The 17,079-nt window shown below is 76.0% G+C and carries 14 protein-coding genes; 2 read left to right on the top strand and 12 right to left on the bottom strand.

Going from position 1 to position 17,079, the window contains the following annotated elements; all coding sequences use genetic code 11:
- Positions 1-3: 3 nt before the first annotated feature.
- The 7 genes from pheT to infC all read right to left on the bottom strand — a co-directional run bounded on the left by pheT (position 4) and on the right by infC (position 7,664).
- A complete protein-coding gene (pheT, locus tag ACH4B3_RS09050) occupies positions 4-2,511 on the bottom strand; it encodes a phenylalanine--tRNA ligase subunit beta (RefSeq protein WP_398462085.1) in 2,508 nt (835 codons plus the stop codon).
- Positions 2,511-3,650, bottom strand: a complete 1,140-nt coding sequence (gene pheS, locus ACH4B3_RS09045) for a phenylalanine--tRNA ligase subunit alpha (RefSeq protein WP_398462084.1) — start codon at positions 3,648-3,650, stop codon at positions 2,511-2,513. The genes pheT and pheS overlap by 1 nt, the downstream gene beginning before the upstream one ends.
- 225 nt (positions 3,651-3,875) lie before the next feature.
- Positions 3,876-5,039: an ATP-binding protein gene (locus ACH4B3_RS09040; protein ID WP_398462083.1), complete on the bottom strand. Its 1,164-nt coding sequence runs from the start codon at positions 5,037-5,039 to the stop codon at positions 3,876-3,878.
- A 42-nt stretch (positions 5,040-5,081) separates the two neighbouring features.
- Positions 5,082-5,915 (bottom strand): TrmH family RNA methyltransferase, encoded by an 834-nt coding sequence (locus ACH4B3_RS09035; protein ID WP_398462082.1) that lies wholly within the window; start codon positions 5,913-5,915, stop codon positions 5,082-5,084.
- Between the two features lie 297 nt (positions 5,916-6,212).
- The gene (gene rplT, locus ACH4B3_RS09030) at positions 6,213-6,605 is read right to left on the bottom strand and encodes a 50S ribosomal protein L20 (protein WP_398462081.1); all 393 of its coding nucleotides are present in this window, start codon (positions 6,603-6,605) and stop codon (positions 6,213-6,215) included.
- A gap of 101 nt (positions 6,606-6,706) precedes the next feature.
- Positions 6,707-6,901, bottom strand: coding sequence for a 50S ribosomal protein L35 (gene rpmI / locus ACH4B3_RS09025; protein WP_197991099.1), 195 nt, complete (start codon positions 6,899-6,901; stop codon positions 6,707-6,709).
- Positions 6,902-7,031: 130 nt separating this feature from the next.
- On the bottom strand, positions 7,032-7,664 hold the full coding sequence (gene infC, locus ACH4B3_RS09020) for a translation initiation factor IF-3 (protein WP_398462336.1): 633 nt from the start codon (positions 7,662-7,664) through the stop codon (positions 7,032-7,034).
- A gap of 342 nt (positions 7,665-8,006) precedes the next feature.
- On the opposite strand from infC, the gene ACH4B3_RS09015 reads away from it, so the two are divergent.
- Positions 8,007-8,375 (top strand): DUF1844 domain-containing protein, encoded by a 369-nt coding sequence (locus tag ACH4B3_RS09015; protein ID WP_398462080.1) that lies wholly within the window; start codon positions 8,007-8,009, stop codon positions 8,373-8,375.
- Positions 8,376-8,580: 205 nt separating this feature from the next.
- Here the strand turns inward: ACH4B3_RS09015 and ACH4B3_RS09010 are convergent, their stop codons facing one another.
- The 4 genes from ACH4B3_RS09010 to ACH4B3_RS08995 form a co-directional block, all read right to left on the bottom strand.
- Positions 8,581-9,333: an aquaporin gene (locus ACH4B3_RS09010; protein WP_398462079.1), complete on the bottom strand. Its 753-nt coding sequence runs from the start codon at positions 9,331-9,333 to the stop codon at positions 8,581-8,583.
- A gap of 293 nt (positions 9,334-9,626) precedes the next feature.
- Complete coding sequence (locus ACH4B3_RS09005; RefSeq protein WP_398462078.1) at positions 9,627-10,400, bottom strand: SseB family protein; 774 nt, start codon at positions 10,398-10,400, stop codon at positions 9,627-9,629.
- A gap of 188 nt (positions 10,401-10,588) precedes the next feature.
- Positions 10,589-11,893 (bottom strand): type VII secretion-associated serine protease mycosin, encoded by a 1,305-nt coding sequence (gene mycP, locus ACH4B3_RS09000; RefSeq protein ID WP_398462077.1) that lies wholly within the window; start codon positions 11,891-11,893, stop codon positions 10,589-10,591.
- Between the two features lie 241 nt (positions 11,894-12,134).
- Positions 12,135-12,908, bottom strand: coding sequence for a hypothetical protein (locus ACH4B3_RS08995; protein WP_398462076.1), 774 nt, complete (start codon positions 12,906-12,908; stop codon positions 12,135-12,137).
- 1,828 nt (positions 12,909-14,736) lie between these two features.
- On the opposite strand from ACH4B3_RS08995, the gene ACH4B3_RS08990 reads away from it, so the two are divergent.
- Complete coding sequence (locus ACH4B3_RS08990) at positions 14,737-15,933, top strand: amino acid deaminase/aldolase (protein WP_398462075.1); 1,197 nt, start codon at positions 14,737-14,739, stop codon at positions 15,931-15,933.
- 54 nt (positions 15,934-15,987) lie between these two features.
- Here the strand turns inward: ACH4B3_RS08990 and ACH4B3_RS08985 are convergent, their stop codons facing one another.
- Complete coding sequence (locus tag ACH4B3_RS08985; RefSeq protein ID WP_398462335.1) at positions 15,988-17,034, bottom strand: DUF2510 domain-containing protein; 1,047 nt, start codon at positions 17,032-17,034, stop codon at positions 15,988-15,990.
- Between the last annotated feature and the right edge of the window lie 45 nt (positions 17,035-17,079).

The following is a 17,079-nucleotide window of genomic DNA, read 5'->3' as shown; positions in this document are numbered from 1 at the left end:
GGATCAGGCGCCCCGGAGGGACGCCCCGGTGCGCTCGACCGCGGCCGCCACCGCGGCGTCCCGGGCGGCGGACGCCTCGTCGGCGGTCAGCGTCCGGTCGGGGGCGCGGAACCGCAGCGCGTAGGCGAGGGACTTCCGGCCCTCGCCGATCTGCTCGCCGGTGAACACGTCGAACAGGCGCAGCGACTCCAGCAGGTCACCGGCTCCGGCGCGGAGCGCCGTCTCGACGTCGGCGGCCGGCACCGAGGCGTCGACCACCAGCGCCACGTCCTGGGTCGCGACCGGGAAGGCCGGGACCTTCGGGGCGGTGACCGGGCCGGGCGCCGCCTGCTCCAGGCGGTCCAGCTCGATCTCCATGGCGCAGGTGCGCTCCGGCAGGCCGAGGGCCTTGATCACCCGCGGGTGGATCTCACCGGCGTTGCCGACCAGGATCTCCTGGCCGTCCACGACGGCGAGCAGGGCCGCGCAACGGCCGGGGTGGAAGGGCGCCTGCTGGTCCTGGCGGACGATCAGTTCCACGCCCGCCTCACGGGCCACGGTGCGCCCCGCCTCGACGGCGTCGGCCCAGGTGGCGTTCCGGCCCGCGCCCCACCAGCCGGCCTGCTCCCGCGCCCCGGCGAGGACCACGGCGGCCCGGCGCGGCTGGTGCGGCAGCGCGGCGTCCAGCGCGGCGAGTTGTTCGTCGCTGGGGCGCCGGTCGACCGGCAGTCGGACGGCGGCGGGCTCGTCACCGGAGGGACGGAAGACCAGACCGGTCTCGAACAGCGCCAGGTCGTGCCCGCCCCGGCCGTCGTTGCGGCGCAGCGCGGCGAACAGCCCGGGCAGCAGGGTGGTGCGCAGCGCGGGCTCGCCGTCGGAGAGCGGGTTGACCAGGCGGACCACCCGGCGGCGGGTGTCGTCGGGCGCCATGCCGAACTGGTCGAAGACGTCCTCCCCGATGAACGGGTAGTTCAGGACCTCCACGTAGCCGGCTCCGGCGAGCGCGCGACCGACCCGGCGGTGCAGCCGCTGCCGCTCGGTGAGGCCGCGGCCGGCCGGCGGCCGCGGGAGGGTGGCGGGCAGGTTCTCGTACCCCTCCAGCCGGATGACCTCCTCGGCGAGGTCGTTGGGGTCGGCCAGGTCGGGCCGCCAGCTGGGCACGGTGACCGTGAGGTCGTCGGCGCCGTAGACGTCGCAGCCGACCTCCTGGAGGCGGCGGACGACGGTCTCCCGGCCGTAGGTGACGCCGGCGACCCGGTCCGGGTGATCGGCGCGCAGGGTGATGGTCCGCGGTCCGCGCGGGGCCACGACCTCGGTCACGCCGGCCTCCGCGGTGGCGCCCGCGAGCAGCACCAGCAGGTCGACGGTGCGCTGGGCGGCGGCGGAGGCGGCGGCCGGGTCCACGCCGCGCTCGAAGCGCCTGGACGCCTCGGAGGACAGCTTGTGGCGGCGGGCGGTGCGGGCGATCGACACCGGGTCGAAGTGGGCGGCCTCGATGACGACCTCGGTGGTGCCCACCTCTGCCGCCAGGTCGGCGATCTCGGTGTCGGCGCCGCCCATCACCCCGGCGAGCCCGATCGGGCCCCGGTTGTCGGTGATGACCAGGTCCTCGGCGTCGAGCACCCGGTGGGTGCCGTCGAGGGTGGTGAGCTTCTCGCCCGGCTCGGCACGGCGCACCCCGATGGGGCCGTCGACCCGCGAGCGGTCGTAGGCGTGCAGCGGCTGGCCCAGTTCGAGCATCACGTAGTTGGTGACGTCCACGGTGAGCGAGACCGGGCGCATGCCCGCCTTCTGCAGCCGGCGCTGCAGCCAGACCGGAGACGCGGCGTGCGGGTCCAGACCGGTGACGGTGCGGGCGGTGAAGCGGTCGCAGCCGACCGGGTCCGCGACCTGCACCTGGTAGCCGTAGCTGTTGGGCGCGGGGACGTCCAGCAGCGCCGGGTCGCGCAGCGGCAGCCCGTAGGCGGTGGCGGCCTCGCGGGCGACGCCGCGCATCGACAGACAGTAGCCGCGGTCCGGGGTGACGGCGATGTCCAGGACCTCGTCGCGCAGTTCCAGCAGCTCGATCGCGTCGGTGCCCGGCTCGTACTCCGGCGGCAGGACGATGATGCCGTCGTGGTCGTCGGACATGCCCAGTTCGCTGGCCGAGCAGATCATGCCGTGCGAGACCCGGCCGTAGGTCTTGCGCGCGGCGATCTTGAAGTCGCCGGGCAGCACGGCGCCGGGCAGCACGACGACGACCTTGTCGCCCTCGCGGAAGTTCCGGGCGCCGCAGATCAGCTCCTGCGGCTCGCCGGTGCCGTTGGCCTGGCCGACGTCGACCGTGCAGAAGCGGATGGGCTTCTTGAAGCCCTCCAGCTCCTCGATGGTGAGGACCTGCCCGACGACGAGCGGGCCGGACAGTCCGGCACCGAGCTGCTCGACGGTCTCGACCTCGAGACCGGCGGCGATGAGTTTGGCCTGTACGTCGCGGCCGGTGACGCCGGCCGGGAGGTCGACGTACTCCCGCAGCCAGGAAAGCGGGACCCGCATCAGATCTCCATCCCGAAGGGCCGGGTGAAGCGCACGTCACCCTCGACCATGTCTCGCATGTCGTCCACGTTGTGCCGGAACATCAGCATCCGCTCGATGCCGAAGCCGAAGGCGAAGCCGCTGTACTTCTCGGGGTCGATACCGCAGGCGACGAGCACCCGGGGGTTGACCATGCCGCAGCCGCCCAGCTCGATCCAGCCTTCGCTGGAGCAGGTCCGGCAGGGGCGGTCGGGGTTGCCGACCGACTCGCCGCGGCACACGAAGCACACCATGTCCATCTCGGCGGACGGCTCGGTGAACGGGAAGTAGTTGGGCCGCAGCCGGGTCCGCATGTCCTCGCCGAAGAGGGCGCGCACCATGTGGTCCAGCGTGCCCTTGAGGTCGGCCATGGTCAGGCCCTCGTCCACGGCGAGCAGCTCGACCTGGGTGAAGACCGGGGTGTGGGTGGCGTCCAGCTCGTCGGTGCGGAAGGTGCGGCCCGGGCAGATCACGTAGATGGGCGGCTCGCGGTCGATCATCGACCGGATCTGCACCGGCGAGGTGTGGGTGCGCAGCACGACGCCGGACTCGTCCGCGGCGGCGGAGCCGCCGGCGGCCCGGGCGCCCTCGACGAAGAAGGTGTCCTGCATCTCGCGGGCCGGGTGGTCCGGGGGGAAGTTCAGGGCGTCGAAGTTGTACCACTCCGCCTCGACCTCGGGGCCCTCGGCGACCTCGTAGCCCATGGCCACGAAGACGTCCTCGATCCGCTCGGAGAGCGTGGTGATCGGGTGCCGGGCGCCGGCCGGGGTGCGGTCGTGGGGCAGCGAGACGTCCACCGCCTCCTCGACCAGCACGCGGGCGTCGCGCTCCGCCTCCAGCTCTTCCTGCCTGGCCTTGAGCGCCTGGTTGACCGCGCCGCGGGCCTGGCCGACGCGCTTGCCCGCGTCCGCCTTGGCGTGCGGCGGCAGCGCGCCGATCTCACGGTTGGCCAGTGCGAGCGGCGAACGGTCACCGGTGTGGGCGATCTTGACCTCGCGCAGCGCGTCCAGGTCCGCCGCGGCGGCGATGGCGGCCTGCGCCTCGTCCCGCATCCGGGCGATCTCTTCCGGTTTCAGTGCCTCGACCTCGACCGGGTCGTACGACTTGTTGGGTGCCGACATCTCTTCCCGTGCTTCCGATAGCTGGCTACTGCGTCTTTACCGGGCTTCGGCCCCCGGCGGCACGGCCGCGGGGCCCCGGCCCCTCGCGGGCCCCGCCCGACGACAAGGACGCAAAGGTGCCAAAGGTCGAGTCTACGGGGCTCCGGAGCGGCGGTGAGCCCGTGGGCGTCCCCGTCCCTTCCCGTCGCGCGCCGCCACCGTGGTCCGGGGGTCGCGCGACACCTCCTAGTTGAGGAAGGCGGGGGTGCCCACGGGCAAGGTAAATCGGAACTCGGCACCGCCACCGCGGGCCCGGTCGACGGTGATCGTCCCGCCGTGCGCCTCGACGATGCCCTTGACGATGTACAGGCCCAGGCCGGTGCCGCCGCGCTTGCTCCCCCGCCAGAAGCGGGTGAAGACGCGGGCCATCGATTCCTCCGGGATGCCGGGGCCCTCATCGCTCACGGTGACGGCCGTTCCTTCCGCCTGGGTCTTGGTCGGGGCTGGTGCCACCTCGATGGTGACGGTTCCCTCCCCGTGCCGCACCGCATTTTCCAGCAGGTTGCCCAGCACCTGGTCGACCTTGTCCGGATCGGCCCACAGGCGGGGCAGCGGTTCGCGGACCCGGATGTGGAAGCGCTCGGGGCGCTGGCCGGCCTCGGTGTGGGCCTGGACGTGGCGGCGGACGGCGGCGGTGACGTCGACCGGCTGGCGGCGCACCTCCAGCCGCCCGGAGTCGATCCGGGAGATGTCCAGGAGTTCGGCGATCAGCCGGGTGACGCGGTTGGCGTCGGCGTCGACGGTCTCCAGCATCAGCCGCTTCTGGTCGTCGGTGAACCGCTCCCACTTGGCCAGCAGGGTGGCGGTGAAGCCCTTGACCGAGGTGAGCGGGGAGCGCAGTTCGTGCGCCACGGTGGCGATCAGCTCGGCGTGGCTGAGTTCGGTGCGGCGCCGCGCCTCGGTGCCGCGCAGCGTGACCACCAGGCGGCGCACCGGCCCGGTGGGGCGGTCGCGGACGTACCGGGCGGAGACCAGTACCTCGCGGCCGCCGGGGAGCAGCAGGTTCCGCTCCGGCTGGCCGATCCGGATGGCGAGTCCCCCGTACGGGTCGGTCAGCGCCCACCAGCGGCGCCCCTCGAGGTCCTCCAGCGGCAGCGCCTGCTCCACCGGCAGCCCGATCACCTCGGCGGGCACCACGTCCGTCAGCCGGGCCGCGGCGGCGTTGAAGCAGGTGACCCGGCCGGTCTCGTCGGCGATCACCAGGCCGTCGGGCAGGTCGTCCGGGTGCAGCCCGGGGCCGGTCGGGCCGGCGGCGGACGGTCCACACCGGGGGCCGGGCGGGCCGGCCGCGGGCGCGGGTGTGCCGGACGGACGGGTGCCGGTACCGGTGTCCGAGGTCCTGACGTCCATCCCCGCACCCCTCCCCTCGGGCCCTGAGTGGTGGCAACCCTACTAGCTGGACGTCACGGAGCGGCACCCTCCCACCGCGCGCTGCGCACGGGCGGAGGCGTACAGGCACACGGCGGCGGCCGTCGCCAGGTTGAGGCTCTCGGCCTTTCCGTGGATGGGGACGCGCACCACTTCGTCGGCGAGTGCGCGGGTCTCCTCCGGCAGGCCCCATGCCTCGTTACCGAAGATCCAGGCGGTGGGACCGCCCATGGTGCCCCGGTCGAGCTCGGCGTCCAGGTCGCGCGGGCCGGCCCCGTCGGCGGCCAGCAGCCGCACGCCCGCGCCGCGGAGTCCGGCCACCGCCTCCTCGACCGGCACCCCCACGGCCACCGGCAGGTGGAACAGGGACCCGACGGAGGCGCGGACCGCCTTGGGGTTGTACAGGTCCACGGAGGCGTCGGTGAGCACCACCGCGTCGGCCCCGGCGGCGTCGGCGCAGCGCAGCACGGTGCCGGCGTTCCCGGGGTCCCGGACGTGGGCGAGGACGGCGACCAGCCGGGGCCGGGCGGCGACGATCTCCTGGAACGGCGAGTCGAGGAAGGCGCAGACACCGACGATGCCCTGCGGGGTGACGGTGTCGGACATCGCGGCGATGACCTCGTCGGTCGCGGTGAGCACCGGTACCGAGGCGGCGCGCACGGCGGCGACGATGTCGGCGTGCCGGTCCGCCGCCTCGGGGGTCACGTACACCTCGATCAGGTGCCGGCCCGCCTCGCGGACGGCCTGCGGGCCCTCGGCCAGGAACCGGCGCTCCTTGCCCCGGAAGCTGCGCTTCGCCAGGCGGCGGGCCGCGACCACGCGCGGTGATCGCAGGGAGGTCAGCTCGTGGGCCGCCATGTGGTGTGCACTCGCTTCCGGGAGGAGGGCCGGGAGGGCCGGGACCCGCGTCCGGAGGGGACGGGGGCCGGGCGTCCGGGACGACGGGGTGGGGGCGCGGCATACGCCGGGCGGCCGCGCTGCACGGGTCGTGGCCCGCGCCGGGGCCGGCCGCGGCGGAGGGCGGCGCCCGGCGCCTGCCGGGCGCCGGTGGTCCGGGCGGTGTGCCGTCCGGGCCGGGACGCGCGCGGACCCGCAGGCGAATCCTCGCCTGCGGGTCCGGCGTATCCCGTGACGAAGTCCGGGGCGACGCGGCCGTCAGGCCGCGTCGGCGGCCTTCGGAGCGTTGACGTCGCTCGGCAGGGCCTTCTGGGCCACCTCGACCAGTGCGGCGAACGCGTTGGCGTCGTTGACCGCGAGGTCGGCCAGGATCTTGCGGTCCACCTCGATGTTGGCGGCCTTCAGACCCTGGATGAAGCGGTTGTAGGTCATGCCGTTGGCGCGGGCAGCGGCGTTGATGCGCTGGATCCACAGCTGACGGAAGTCGCCCTTGCGCTTCTTGCGGTCGTTGTAGTTGTAGACCAGCGAGTGGGTGACCTGCTCCTTGGCCTTGCGGTACAGGCGGGACCGCTGGCCCCGGTAGCCGCTGGCCTGCTCCAGGATCGCCCGGCGCTTCTTGTGGGCGTTGACTGCGCGCTTGACGCGTGCCACTTGGTTAACTCCTTGTACGGGGCCGCAGGGGTGTCACACGGCCCGGAAACGAATAGGTCCCGATCGATCGGCGAGCGCCCCACCGGAGCGGGGCGGGGGCGTCACTTGCCCAGAAGCTTCTTGATCTTCTTGGCGTCGGCCGGGGCCATCTCGGCGGTGCCGCTGAGGCGACGCGTCAGGGTCGAGGGCTTGTGCTCGAGCAGGTGGCGCTTGCCGGCGCGCTGCCGCAGCACCTTACCGGAGCCGGTGATCTTGAAGCGCTTGCTGGCACCGCTGTGCGTCTTGTTCTTCGGCATGGCGCCGTACTCTCCTCGTCGGTGGCACTTCCGGTTCGGCCGGCCGGGAACCGGCAGGCGGAAGCGTCAGCTGTTTCGGTTGGTCTCCCGGAGCGACGAGCCCCGGGCTGTCGGGGCTCGCGCCCCGAAGTCACGCCTCGGCGGTCTCCTCGGCGGGGGCGCTGCCCTGCTGGCGCTCGGCCTTGCGGGCCGCCTGCGCTTCACGGGCCTCGGCCATCGCCGCGGTCTTCTTCTTGTGCGGACCGAGGACCATGACCATGTTGCGGCCGTCCTGCTTGGGGTTGGACTCCACGAAGCCCAGCTCCTGAACGTCCTCCGCGAGCCGCTGCAGCAACCGGTAGCCCAGCTCCGGACGCGACTGCTCACGGCCGCGGAACATAATCGTGATCTTGACCTTGTCGCCCTGCTTGAGGAACCGGACGACGTGACCCTTTTTGGTGTCGTAGTCGTGCGGGTCGATCTTCGGCCGGAGCTTCATCTCCTTGATGACCGTGTGCGCCTGGTTCTTGCGCGCCTCACGGGCCTTCATCGCCGACTCGTACTTGAACTTTCCGTAGTCCATGAGCTTGCAGACCGGCGGACGTGCGTTCGCCGCCACCTCGACCAGGTCAAGGTCGTACTCCTGCGCAAGCTCCAGGGCCTTGGCAAGCGGCACGATGCCGACCTGCTCGCCGCTGGGACCGACGAGTCGCACCTCGGGGACGCGAATCCGGTCGTTGATGCGGGGCTCGGCGCTGATGGATCCTCCTCGGTTGCACCACACGACCGCCTGGCGGACAGCCGCGTAACCTCTGTTCTCGGCAGACCACCCGAACACCGGGAAACAGAAAAGCCCCGGACGGGTACACAGGCGGGGCTCCAACGGACCGGGAGCACCGCCGCGAACACACCGCGGGGCGCAGCCTGACCAGGTGACCCGCTGACCCTGAGGGTCGGTCGGGTGGGAGATCGGAGCCTCCACTTGTGGGCCGGACACACGGGTCCAGCCGGTCGTTGCTCAACTCTACACGACCTCGGGCCCGGCTGCCGACCGGCGGGGAGGCCCCGCGGGACCGCGCGGAACGGGTCCTACGCTGGGGGCCGATACCCATCCGGAGAGTGAGTCATGAGCGACGCGACCCCCGCCCCCAACGACCGGCCCGACTTCGACTCGGTCACCCGCGACATCGCGGACGTGCCCGCCGTCGAGGTGATCACCACGGTCGCGGTCCACCTGATGAGCGCCGCCGCGGTGAACCTGGGGCTGGCCGAGGACGCCGCGGACCGCAAGGACCTGGACGAGGCGCGGAAACTGATCAACGCGCTCGCCGGGCTGGTCACCGCCAGCGCCACCGAGATCAGCTCCTTCCACGCGGCGCCCCTGCGGGACGGGCTGAAGTCGCTGCAGCTGGCGTTCCGCGAGGCGTCGGTGGTGCCGGACGAGCCGGGCCAGGGCCCCGGCGAGAAGTTCACCGGACCGGTCTTCGGCGGCTGACGGCGGCGGCCGCGGCCGGGCGGCCGCCTCACCCGGCCACCCGCCCGGCCGCCCGCCCGGGTGCGGGGCCGCCGCGGGTGGTCCGCACGGCCCGGAGCCGGGGCGGGCCGGTCTCCCGCCCGGGAGCGGGCCTACCGACCGCTCGGCGCGGCGGCCGCGCCCGCGGGGAGCGACCGGCAGCCCAGTCGGGGCCGCCGCCGGCCCGCTATTCGATCTCCCGCTCCCGGGCGACCCCCTCGGCCGGCAGCCGGGCGTGGGTGAAGCGGTAGGCCACCGCGGCCAGCGCACCGCCGACCAGCGGGGCGATCAGGAAGAGCCAGTACTGCTCCATCGCCTCCCCGCCGGCGAACATGCCGGGCCCCAGGCTGCGCGCCGGGTTCACCGACGCCCCGGTCAGCGGCACGCCCACCAGGGTCACCACGGTCAGCACCAGGCCGATGGGCAGCGGCTCCAGCCCGCCCACCGCCACCGCGCGGGTCACCGCGAGATAGACGAAGACCATCAGGAAGGTGAGCATCACCTCGGCGAGGAAGGCCCCTCCGGCATCCATGTGGACCGCCGACCGGTCGCCGTAGCCGTTGCTGCCGAAGGCACCGGAGGTCTCCAGCCCCGGCACCTGCTTGGCGAGCAGCAGCAGGAGCGCCGCCCCGACGATGGCGCCCAGGAACTGCGCGATCCAGTACTCGATCGCGGTGCGCAGCTCGATGCGCTTGGCGAGCAGGACGCCCAGGGTGACCGCCGGGTTGACCTGGCATCCGGAGATCCGCCCGAGGGCGTAGGTCAGCGCGATGAGCGTGAAGCCGAAGGCCAGGGCGATACCGACGGTGCCGATGTACTCGGCGCCCAGGACCGCCGAGCCGACGGCGAAGAACACCAGCAGCGCGGTGCCGACGAACTCGGACACGACCGTACTGGTGTCGACCGCGGTGGCTCCCTCGGTCGTCGTGGGTTCTGCCATGTGCGCTCTCCTCGACCGGTTGCGAGCTGTCCGACGCCTGCCGGGCGCGTCCGCGTCAGCGTCAGCCTCGGCGACGGGTCGGCACGGCGTCTGCTTCTGCATACTCCGGCAAACCGGGAGATTTCGCCTCTCGAAGATCGACCGGTGGGAGGCGCGCGGCCGGTCGGCGGGCGGTGACCTGGCCGGGCCGCCCGCCGCGCCGTCGGTCCGTCAGGGGCGCCGGGCGTCCCCGCCCGGCGGTGCCGCGGCGGCCCGGTGCCCCGTGGCTCCGGCGGTGGCGGACCGGCCGGGGGTCAGCGGACGAAGAGCGGCTCTCCGGGCACCGTGGCCTCGGGCGGCAGCAGCGCGAGGTCGAGCCCGGACACCAGGCGGGCCCGCAGCACCTCGTGCGCGGCGAGCGCGCCGGCCACCCGCTGCGCGGTCTCCCGGATGCCGGGGTGGGGCGTCAGGCTGAGCGCCAGCGTCGCGTCGGCGGCGGCCGCGGGCGCCAGATGGGCGCGGAGGACGGCCGGCTCGGCCGCCAGCACGGAGCGCAGCGCCTCCCGGACGGCCGGGTCGGCCAGCGGGTCGGCGTCGGTCCGCCCTTCCGCCAGGGCCCGCAGGGCAGCCCCGGTGAGCTGGTACGTCACCGGTCCGGCGAGGTCCAGCACGATGGTGTCGGCCTGCTCGTGCGCGGCCGCCTCCAGCGCCTGCCGCAGCGGTACGGCGACCGGCCGGGCGTCCGGCCGCCAGCGGGCCAGCGCCTCGGTCGAGGTGAAGGCGGGCAGCGCTCGGCGGCCGCCCGGCGCTTGGAGCAGCGCCACCGCCATGTCGCTACTCTTCTCCCGGCGCAGACCGGCCGTCCGCCCGGCGGCGGCGCCGGCGCCCTCCGGGGCGGCGGGCACCTCCTCCACCTCACCGAGCACGGCGACCACCGGCACCAGCAGCCGGGCCCCGGCAAGCACTGCGAGCAGGCCGGACTCGGTCGACGGGTCGGCCGACCAGGCGGCGAGGGCCGCGGTCAGCCGGGGGTCGGCGGAACCGTCGTCGTCGGAGAAAGCGGAGTCGGGAATGTTCTTGAGCGCCACCCCAGGAGGGTAGCCGGAGCAGGCCGGGTGGCCGTCCGGCGGGGCGCTGGTACGCCCGGGGCGGCCCGAACACCCGGTGCCGGGCGCGGCACCGCCCGACCGGACGCGGGACACGCCCGGGGCGGCCCGAACGCCCGGTGCCGGGCGCGGCACCGCGGCAGGGCGCCCCGGCGGCCCCCCGGGCACGGTCAGGGGGAGTCCGGCCGCCGGCCCGGGAAGGTGCGGGCCCGCAGCGCGCGCAGCGGGGCGAGGGATCCGGCACCGCGCCAGACGGCCACCGCGCCGACCAGCAGCCCGGCCCCCGCCACCCCGGCGACCAGGGCCAGCCTGCCCGGCCCGCCGTCCTCCGGCGGGGCGGCGGCGGGCACCGGGCCGGGGCCGAAGTACCGCCCCGGGTAGCCCGCCGCGGCGGGCCGCTGGGGCCGCGGCCGCAGCTTCGCCCCGGCCTTGACGGCCGCCGCCGGGTCCACCAGGCCGGCGCCCAGCTCCTCGCTGTGCCCGCCTCGCGGCCGGTCCTGGGCGGTGTCCGCGAGCAGCCGTTTGACCTGCGCCGGGCTGAGGTCGGGGTGGGCGGAGCGGACCAGCGCGGCGGCGCCGGACACGAACGCGGCGGCGGCGCTGGTCCCCCACCCGTTGTAGTAGCGGCGGTCGGGGTTGGCCACCACCACGTCCACGCCCGGCGCGCAGACCGTGGCGTACCAGCGGCGCGTGGAGAAGGCGGCCCGGTTGCCGAAGCGGTCCACGGCGGTGGCCGCGATCACCCCGGGGTAGGCGGCCGGGTAGGAGACCCGGTCGCCCTTCTCCCCCGCGTTGCCCGCCGAGGCCACCACGATCACGCCCTTGCTCAGCGCGTACTTGACGGCCGCGTCCTCGGCGGCTTCCGGGTGCGCGGACTCGCTGTCGTCCCCGAGGGAGAGGTTGATGACGTCCGCGCCGTGGTCGGTGGCCCACCGGATGCCTTCGGCGAGGGCGCTGCCGCGCACGCCGCGGGCCTCCTTGCGGGCGGGGTCGGTGTCCTCCAGGATCACCCGTACCGGCAGGATCTTCGCCTCCGGGGCGACCCCGAGCACCCCGTCGCCGTCCGCCGCCCCGTGCCCGCGGCCCGCGATGATGCCGGCCATCGCGGTGCCGTGCCGGGCCCACGGCTTGTCGCCGGGGCCGGCGCCGAAACCGACCAGGTCCTTCCCCGGGAGCACCTGGCCCCGCAGGTCCGGGTGGTCCGGGTCGACTCCGGTGTCGAGTACCGCGACGGTGACCCCGGCGCCCTTGGTGGTCTGCCACGCCTCCCGGGCGTGGATGGCGTCCAGGGCCCATTCCTGGGCACGTATCCCGTCCGCCCGGGCGGGCACCGCGGGCAGCAGGACCAGACCTGCCGCGGCCCACACGGCGGCGGTGCGGCGAGCCCGGGTGCGGGTCCGGGTCCGGGTCCGGCGGTTCCTCCCGGCGCCGGGGGTCCCCACGCGCGGCTGCCCGTGGAACGGTCGGACGGTCATCGGCGGGCCTCCGTCGGTCGGCTACGGGCGGTTCGGCTGCCGCCGCCGGCCCCGCGCACCCGGGCCGGCCCGGTGCCGCGGGCCGAGCGGGCGCCACGGGCCGGTCTGGCGCCACGGGCCGGGCGCGGGCCGGGGCGGGCCGGCGCGGGAACGGTGGTGGTGGCGGGGGCCGGGGCCGCGCCGGTGGGATCCGGCCCGGGAGCGGGGACCGGCCCGGGAGCGGTGGCGGCCGGGGCGGTCGTCATGAGCCCGCGCCGCGCGCGGGGTCGGCCGCCGCGCGGAAGGCACGCTCGGCTCCGGCGGCGATCCCCCGGGCGTCGTGGCCCACGCCGGACAGCGCCACGTCGGTGCTCGCGCCGTCCGCGGTCGCCGCCGGGGCGGCCTGCGGCTCGGTGACCTCCCGGCCGTCGGCGAAGCCGGTCACCGCGTACACGACGGCCGGGATGTCGGTGCGGACGTGGATCTGCCAGCTGGCGCGCTGAGCGTCACCGAAACCGGCGGCCTCGGTGCCCTTCGCCGGGTACGTACGGGGTATCAGGTCCGCCCGGCGGTCCAGCTTCTCGGCCGCGAACCGGTCCCGCAGGGCGCGCATGCCGTCCGCGTCCGCCTCGGCCACCAGGATGCCGACGGTGGTGACGCTGGTTCGGGTCTCGTCGGTGTAGGTGGCGCGCAGCAGCCGCTCGCAGCCCACCGGCGACAGGGCCCGGTCGAGCAGCGGGTCGAATCCGCCGCCGCAGCTGCTGTCCGGGGCGACCGCGATCCGTGTCCAGGTGCGGTCGGCTCCGCCCGGGCCCGCCCCCTTGCCGTGCAGCGTGCGCGGGAAGAGGTCGTCCACCGGAACGCTGTGCCAGGCGGTGCGGGCCTCGGCGTACCGGGCGGCCGCCGACGGCCGGCCGTCGGAGTCGCCGGTCAGCCAACTGCCCGCCGCCGCCCCGCCGAGCAGTCCGAGGCCCAGCACCAGGCAGCCGGCGGCGGTCGCGACACGGGCCGCGGTGCGGCGGGGCCGGTCCGCCACCGAGCGGGCGGTGGCCGGCGGGTGCGCCGGAGGTGGCCCGGCGGGTGCGTCACCGGTGCCGCCGGGCGTCGCGGAGCGGTACCAGGGTGCCGCGTCGCCGGTCTCCGGCCCGCGCTCGCCGGACTCGGGTCGGGTGGCGGCGGCCGGTTCGCGGGCCGGCGCCGCGGCGGGCGCCACCGGGACCGGCGCCGGCCCGGCGGGCCGGGGCGGGGCAGCGGGCCGGGCCGCGCCGGCGGGACGGGAGGGGGCGGCGGAACGGGGCGGAGCGCCCGGGGCGGCGGGGCGGGCCGGGGTCGCCGGCCGAGCGTCGGCCGGTGCCGGACCGGCCGCGGGCACAACAGCGGGTGCGGGCCCGGGAGTCGACGGCCGGTCCGTGGTCACCGGGCGGACGGCACCGGCCGGACGCGGATCCGCCGGGCGCAAGTCCGCACCGCCGGAGCCGGGCCCGGCGGCGGCAGAGGAAGCCCCGGCGGAGGCGGACGCCGGGGTGGACGTCGAAGCCGGAGCGCCCGGGGCCGCCCGGCCGGGGGCGGCGGGACGGACCGGGGCGGCCGGCCGACCGTCGGCCGGGGCCGGACCGGCAGCGGGCTCAACGGCGTTTGTGGCACCGGAGGTTGACAGCTGGGCAGGCGACGGCCGGTCCGTGGTCACCGGGCGGACGGCACCGGCCGGACGCGGATCCGCCGGGCGCAAGTCCGCCGGGCGCGCGCCCGCATCCCCGGAACCGGGCCCGGCGGTCGGGGCAGGGGCAGGGGCAGGGGCAGCGGCAGCCGCGGTGGGAGGCGAGACGGAAGCGGTCGCCGGGGTGGACGCGTCCGGCGCCGGGGCGTTCGGGCCGGCCGTCGGGCGACCGCCCGCAGCGCCGGGACCGGGCCCGGCAGGCGCGGCAGGCGCGGCAGGCGCGGCAGGGGCAACCACGGCAGCGGCAGGCGCGGCGGAACCGGGGGCAGCCACGGCGGAGGGGGGCGTGGCGGAACCGGGGAGAGCCGCGGCGGCAGCAGAGGGAGCCGCGGCTGCGGCGGACGCCGGGGTGGACGCGTCCGGCGCCGGGGCGTTCGGGCCGGCCGTCGGGCGACCGCCCGCACCGCCGGAGCCGGGCCCGGCAGAAGCGGCGGGAGCGGCAGGCGCGGTGGGAGCGGTGGGCCCGGCAGGCGCGGCGGTACCCGGGGCCGCTCCGCTCGGAGCGCCCGGACCGGCGGCGTCCGGGGCGGGTGCGCCGGGAGCGGTGGCGCTGGGGGTGCCGCGGGCCGGGGCGGGCGCCGGGGCCCGTCCCGCGCCGGGCGGCGGGACGATCCGTTCCCCGCCCGGAGCCGCGGCCGGGGACACCCAGGGGCTCGTGGGGCTCGTGGGGCGCTGCCGCGGCACCGGCGGGACGGCCGGCGGGCGGCGGCCGGGGTGGCGTCCCGGGGGCGTCCCGGGCGCCGGCGGCGCGGTGGCGGGTATCGCGTCCGTCGCGGCGCCGTGCCGGGTCCGGGCGGCCGGGCGGGACACCCGGCGGGGCAGTACCGGGGTGGGGTCGTCGGCGACCGGCACGGAGGTGCGGGGCGGCGCGGCGGGCACGGGCGGCACGCGGGGAGGCGGCGGGACGGGGCGGGGCCCGTCGGCGTACTCCGCGTCGGTGCTCACCTGCACCCCTCTCGCGCCTTCGGGACCCGGTCCAGCTGGTGTCACGCCGTCGAGCCGCTTTCCGGGCAGCCGACGTATATACGGACATCACGCCGCTGACCTGCCGGTCCCGGCGTGCGCGACACTCTACGGGGGTTCGGGCGGGCCGTGCACCGGCCCGCCCCTCTACCGGCCGGTGATCGTCTTCTGGCAAGCTGCCGTCATGCCCGCCGCCGCTAACGACCGGGTCCGCTACAACCGGGCCACCGCTCATCTCGACGCGCCCGTGGCCATCGTGGACTTGTCCGCGTTCGACGCCAACGCCCGCGATCTCGTCAGGCGCGCCGGGGGGAAGCCCGTCCGGGTCGCGTCCAAGTCGGTGCGCTGCCGGGCGTTGCTGGAGCGGGCGCTGGCGACGGACGGTTTCGCCGGGGTCATGAGCTTCACCCTGGCCGAGTCGCTGTGGCTGGCGCGATCCGGCTTCTCCGACGTGCTGCTGGCGTATCCGTCCGTGGACCGGGCCGGGTTCGCCGCGCTGACCGGGGACCCGGAGCTGGCGTCCGCGGTGACCGTGATGGTGGACGACCCGGCCCAGCTGGATCTCATCGATGCGGCGCGGAGCGGCGGCGAGGAGGTCCGGGTCTGCCTGGAACTGGACACCTCGCTGCGGATGCTGGGCGGCCGGGTGCGGATAGGGGCGCGGCGTTCGCCGCTGCGGAGCCCGGGCGGGCTGGCGCAGTTGGCCCGGATCGTCGTCCGGCGGCCGGGCTTCCGGCTGGTGGGGCTGATGGCGTACGAGGGCCATGTGGCCGGGGTGGGCGACGCGCCGGCGGGCAGGCCGGTGCGGTCGCGGGCGATCCGGCTGATGCAGTCGGCGGCGCGCCGGGAGCTCGCGGAGCGGCGGGCCGCGGCGGTCCGGGCGGTCCGGGCGGTGGCGGAGCTGGAGTTCGTCAACGGCGGTGGCACCGGGAGCGTGCAGCAGACCGCGGCCGAGGACGCGGTGACCGAGGTCGCGGCCGGCTCGGGCCTGTACCAGCCGCGGCTGTTCGACGACTACACGTCCTTCCACGGGCGGCCGGCCGCGCTGTTCGCCCAGCCGGTGGTCCGCAAGCCGGGGGCCGGGGTGGTGACCGTGCTGGGTGGTGGCTACCCGGCGTCCGGGCCCGCCGGATCGGACCGGCTGCCGGTGCCGTACCTGCCGGCGGGGCTGCGGTACGACGGCAGCGAGGGTCCGGGCGAGGTGCAGACGCCGCTGCTGGGCCCGCCCGTGGACGATCTGCTCATCGGCGACAAGGTCTGGTTCCGGCACGCGAAGGCCGGGGAGATGTGCGAACGCTTCGACGAGTTGCACCTGGTCGAGGGCGACCGGGTGGTGGAGACGGTGCCGACGTACCGGGGCGAGGGCCGCACGTTCCTCTGAGCGGGCGGCCCGCCCGGCCGGGTGCCGTCCGGCCCGCCCGGCCGGGCCCGCCGGTCAGACCGCTTCGTTGTCGCCGGGGTCGCTGATCGGCTTGATGCCCTTCACGATCCTGTCCATGTCGGCGAGGGAGGGCGCCTCGTCGTTCACGTCGAAGCCGAACCGCACCACGACGATGGTGCCGGGCACGGACGGGGAGGGGAAGGCGAGCGTCTGGACGTAGCCGTCGTCCCCCTTCCTGGTGTCGACCTTCCAGCGGACCAGGTAGCCCTTCTCCCCCGCGACGGTCACCGCCTCGGACTTGAGCTGCTTGTGCGAGCCGATCCCGCCGTAGCTCTTCTGCTTGGTGTTCGGGTCGGTGCCGTAGGAGTCTTCGGCGTTCGCCGCTATGTCCTCCTTGGCGATGCCTTCCGCGGTCTTGGCCCGGTAGCCCGAGGCGGGGTAGGAGAACGCGCCGCCGCGCACGCAGTTGGCGGAGGGGGCGCCGGGGCAGGGGTAGCGGTCCAGGGTGGTGACGCCGGCGCCGCCGCTGGGGTTGGCGGGGCTGGCCCGCCACCCGTCGAGCACCGGCAGGCTGATGCCGCTGGCCATGTCCTCGGCGGCCCGCGGGTCGTCGGGCGGCGCGGTCGGGGCGTCGGTGGTCGGCTCGTCGGTGGCGTCCGGCGGCTCGTCGCCGCCGGGGCCCTGGTCCTGCGGCGTGCCGGGGCCGGGCGCCGGGGCGGTGGCCGACGGCCCGGTCTTGGCGCTGTCGTCCTTCTTGTCGTCGTCGGTGAGCAGCACCACGCCGCCGACGATCGCGGCGACGACGACCACCGCGGCGGCGGTCACGGCCGCGATCTTCGGGCCGCGTCCGCGCGGTGTCCCGCCGGGCCCCGGCGGGTGGCCCGGGTAGTGGCCGGGCATCTGGCCCGGCGGGTAGCCGGGGGCGGCGGGCGCGAAGGACTGGTCCGCCGGGCCCGGTGTGCCGATCATGGTCGGCGCACTGTGCACGGCCTGGGCGTCCCGGCGGTGGTCGGTCCAGGCCGACCCGTCCCACCAGCGTTCCGGGGCGGGGCCGGGGCCCTGGTGCGTGGGATCGGGGTACCAGCCTGGCGGCGTCGACATGCTCACGGCGACAGCCTAGGGCCGGTACCCGGCTCCGTACACACC

Origin of the sequence: Streptomyces sp. NPDC018031, assembly GCF_044327625.1 — a bacterium.
Lineage (GTDB): Bacteria > Actinomycetota > Actinomycetes > Streptomycetales > Streptomycetaceae > Streptomyces.
Note: the sequence above shows the minus strand (reverse complement) of the source record. Positions and strands in the feature narration are given on the sequence as shown.

What these genes read in the sequence shown, in the direction of transcription:
- pheT (WP_398462085.1), bottom strand. Translation starts at nt 2,511, where the DNA reads ATGCGGGTCCCGCTTTCCTGGCTGCGGGAGTACGTCGACCTCCCGGCC.
- pheS (WP_398462084.1), bottom strand. Translation starts at nt 3,650, where the DNA reads ATGTCGGCACCCAACAAGTCGTACGACCCGGTCGAGGTCGAGGCACTG.
- ACH4B3_RS09040 (WP_398462083.1), bottom strand. Translation starts at nt 5,039, where the DNA reads ATGGACGTCAGGACCTCGGACACCGGTACCGGCACCCGTCCGTCCGGC.
- ACH4B3_RS09035 (WP_398462082.1), bottom strand. Translation starts at nt 5,915, where the DNA reads ATGGCGGCCCACGAGCTGACCTCCCTGCGATCACCGCGCGTGGTCGCG.
- rpmI (WP_197991099.1), bottom strand. Translation starts at nt 6,901, where the DNA reads ATGCCGAAGAACAAGACGCACAGCGGTGCCAGCAAGCGCTTCAAGATC.
- ACH4B3_RS09015 (WP_398462080.1), top strand. Translation starts at nt 8,007, where the DNA reads ATGAGCGACGCGACCCCCGCCCCCAACGACCGGCCCGACTTCGACTCG.
- ACH4B3_RS09010 (WP_398462079.1), bottom strand. Translation starts at nt 9,333, where the DNA reads ATGGCAGAACCCACGACGACCGAGGGAGCCACCGCGGTCGACACCAGT.
- mycP (WP_398462077.1), bottom strand. Translation starts at nt 11,893, where the DNA reads ATGACCGTCCGACCGTTCCACGGGCAGCCGCGCGTGGGGACCCCCGGC.
- ACH4B3_RS08990 (WP_398462075.1), top strand. Translation starts at nt 14,737, where the DNA reads ATGCCCGCCGCCGCTAACGACCGGGTCCGCTACAACCGGGCCACCGCT.
- ACH4B3_RS08985 (WP_398462335.1), bottom strand. Translation starts at nt 17,034, where the DNA reads ATGTCGACGCCGCCAGGCTGGTACCCCGATCCCACGCACCAGGGCCCC.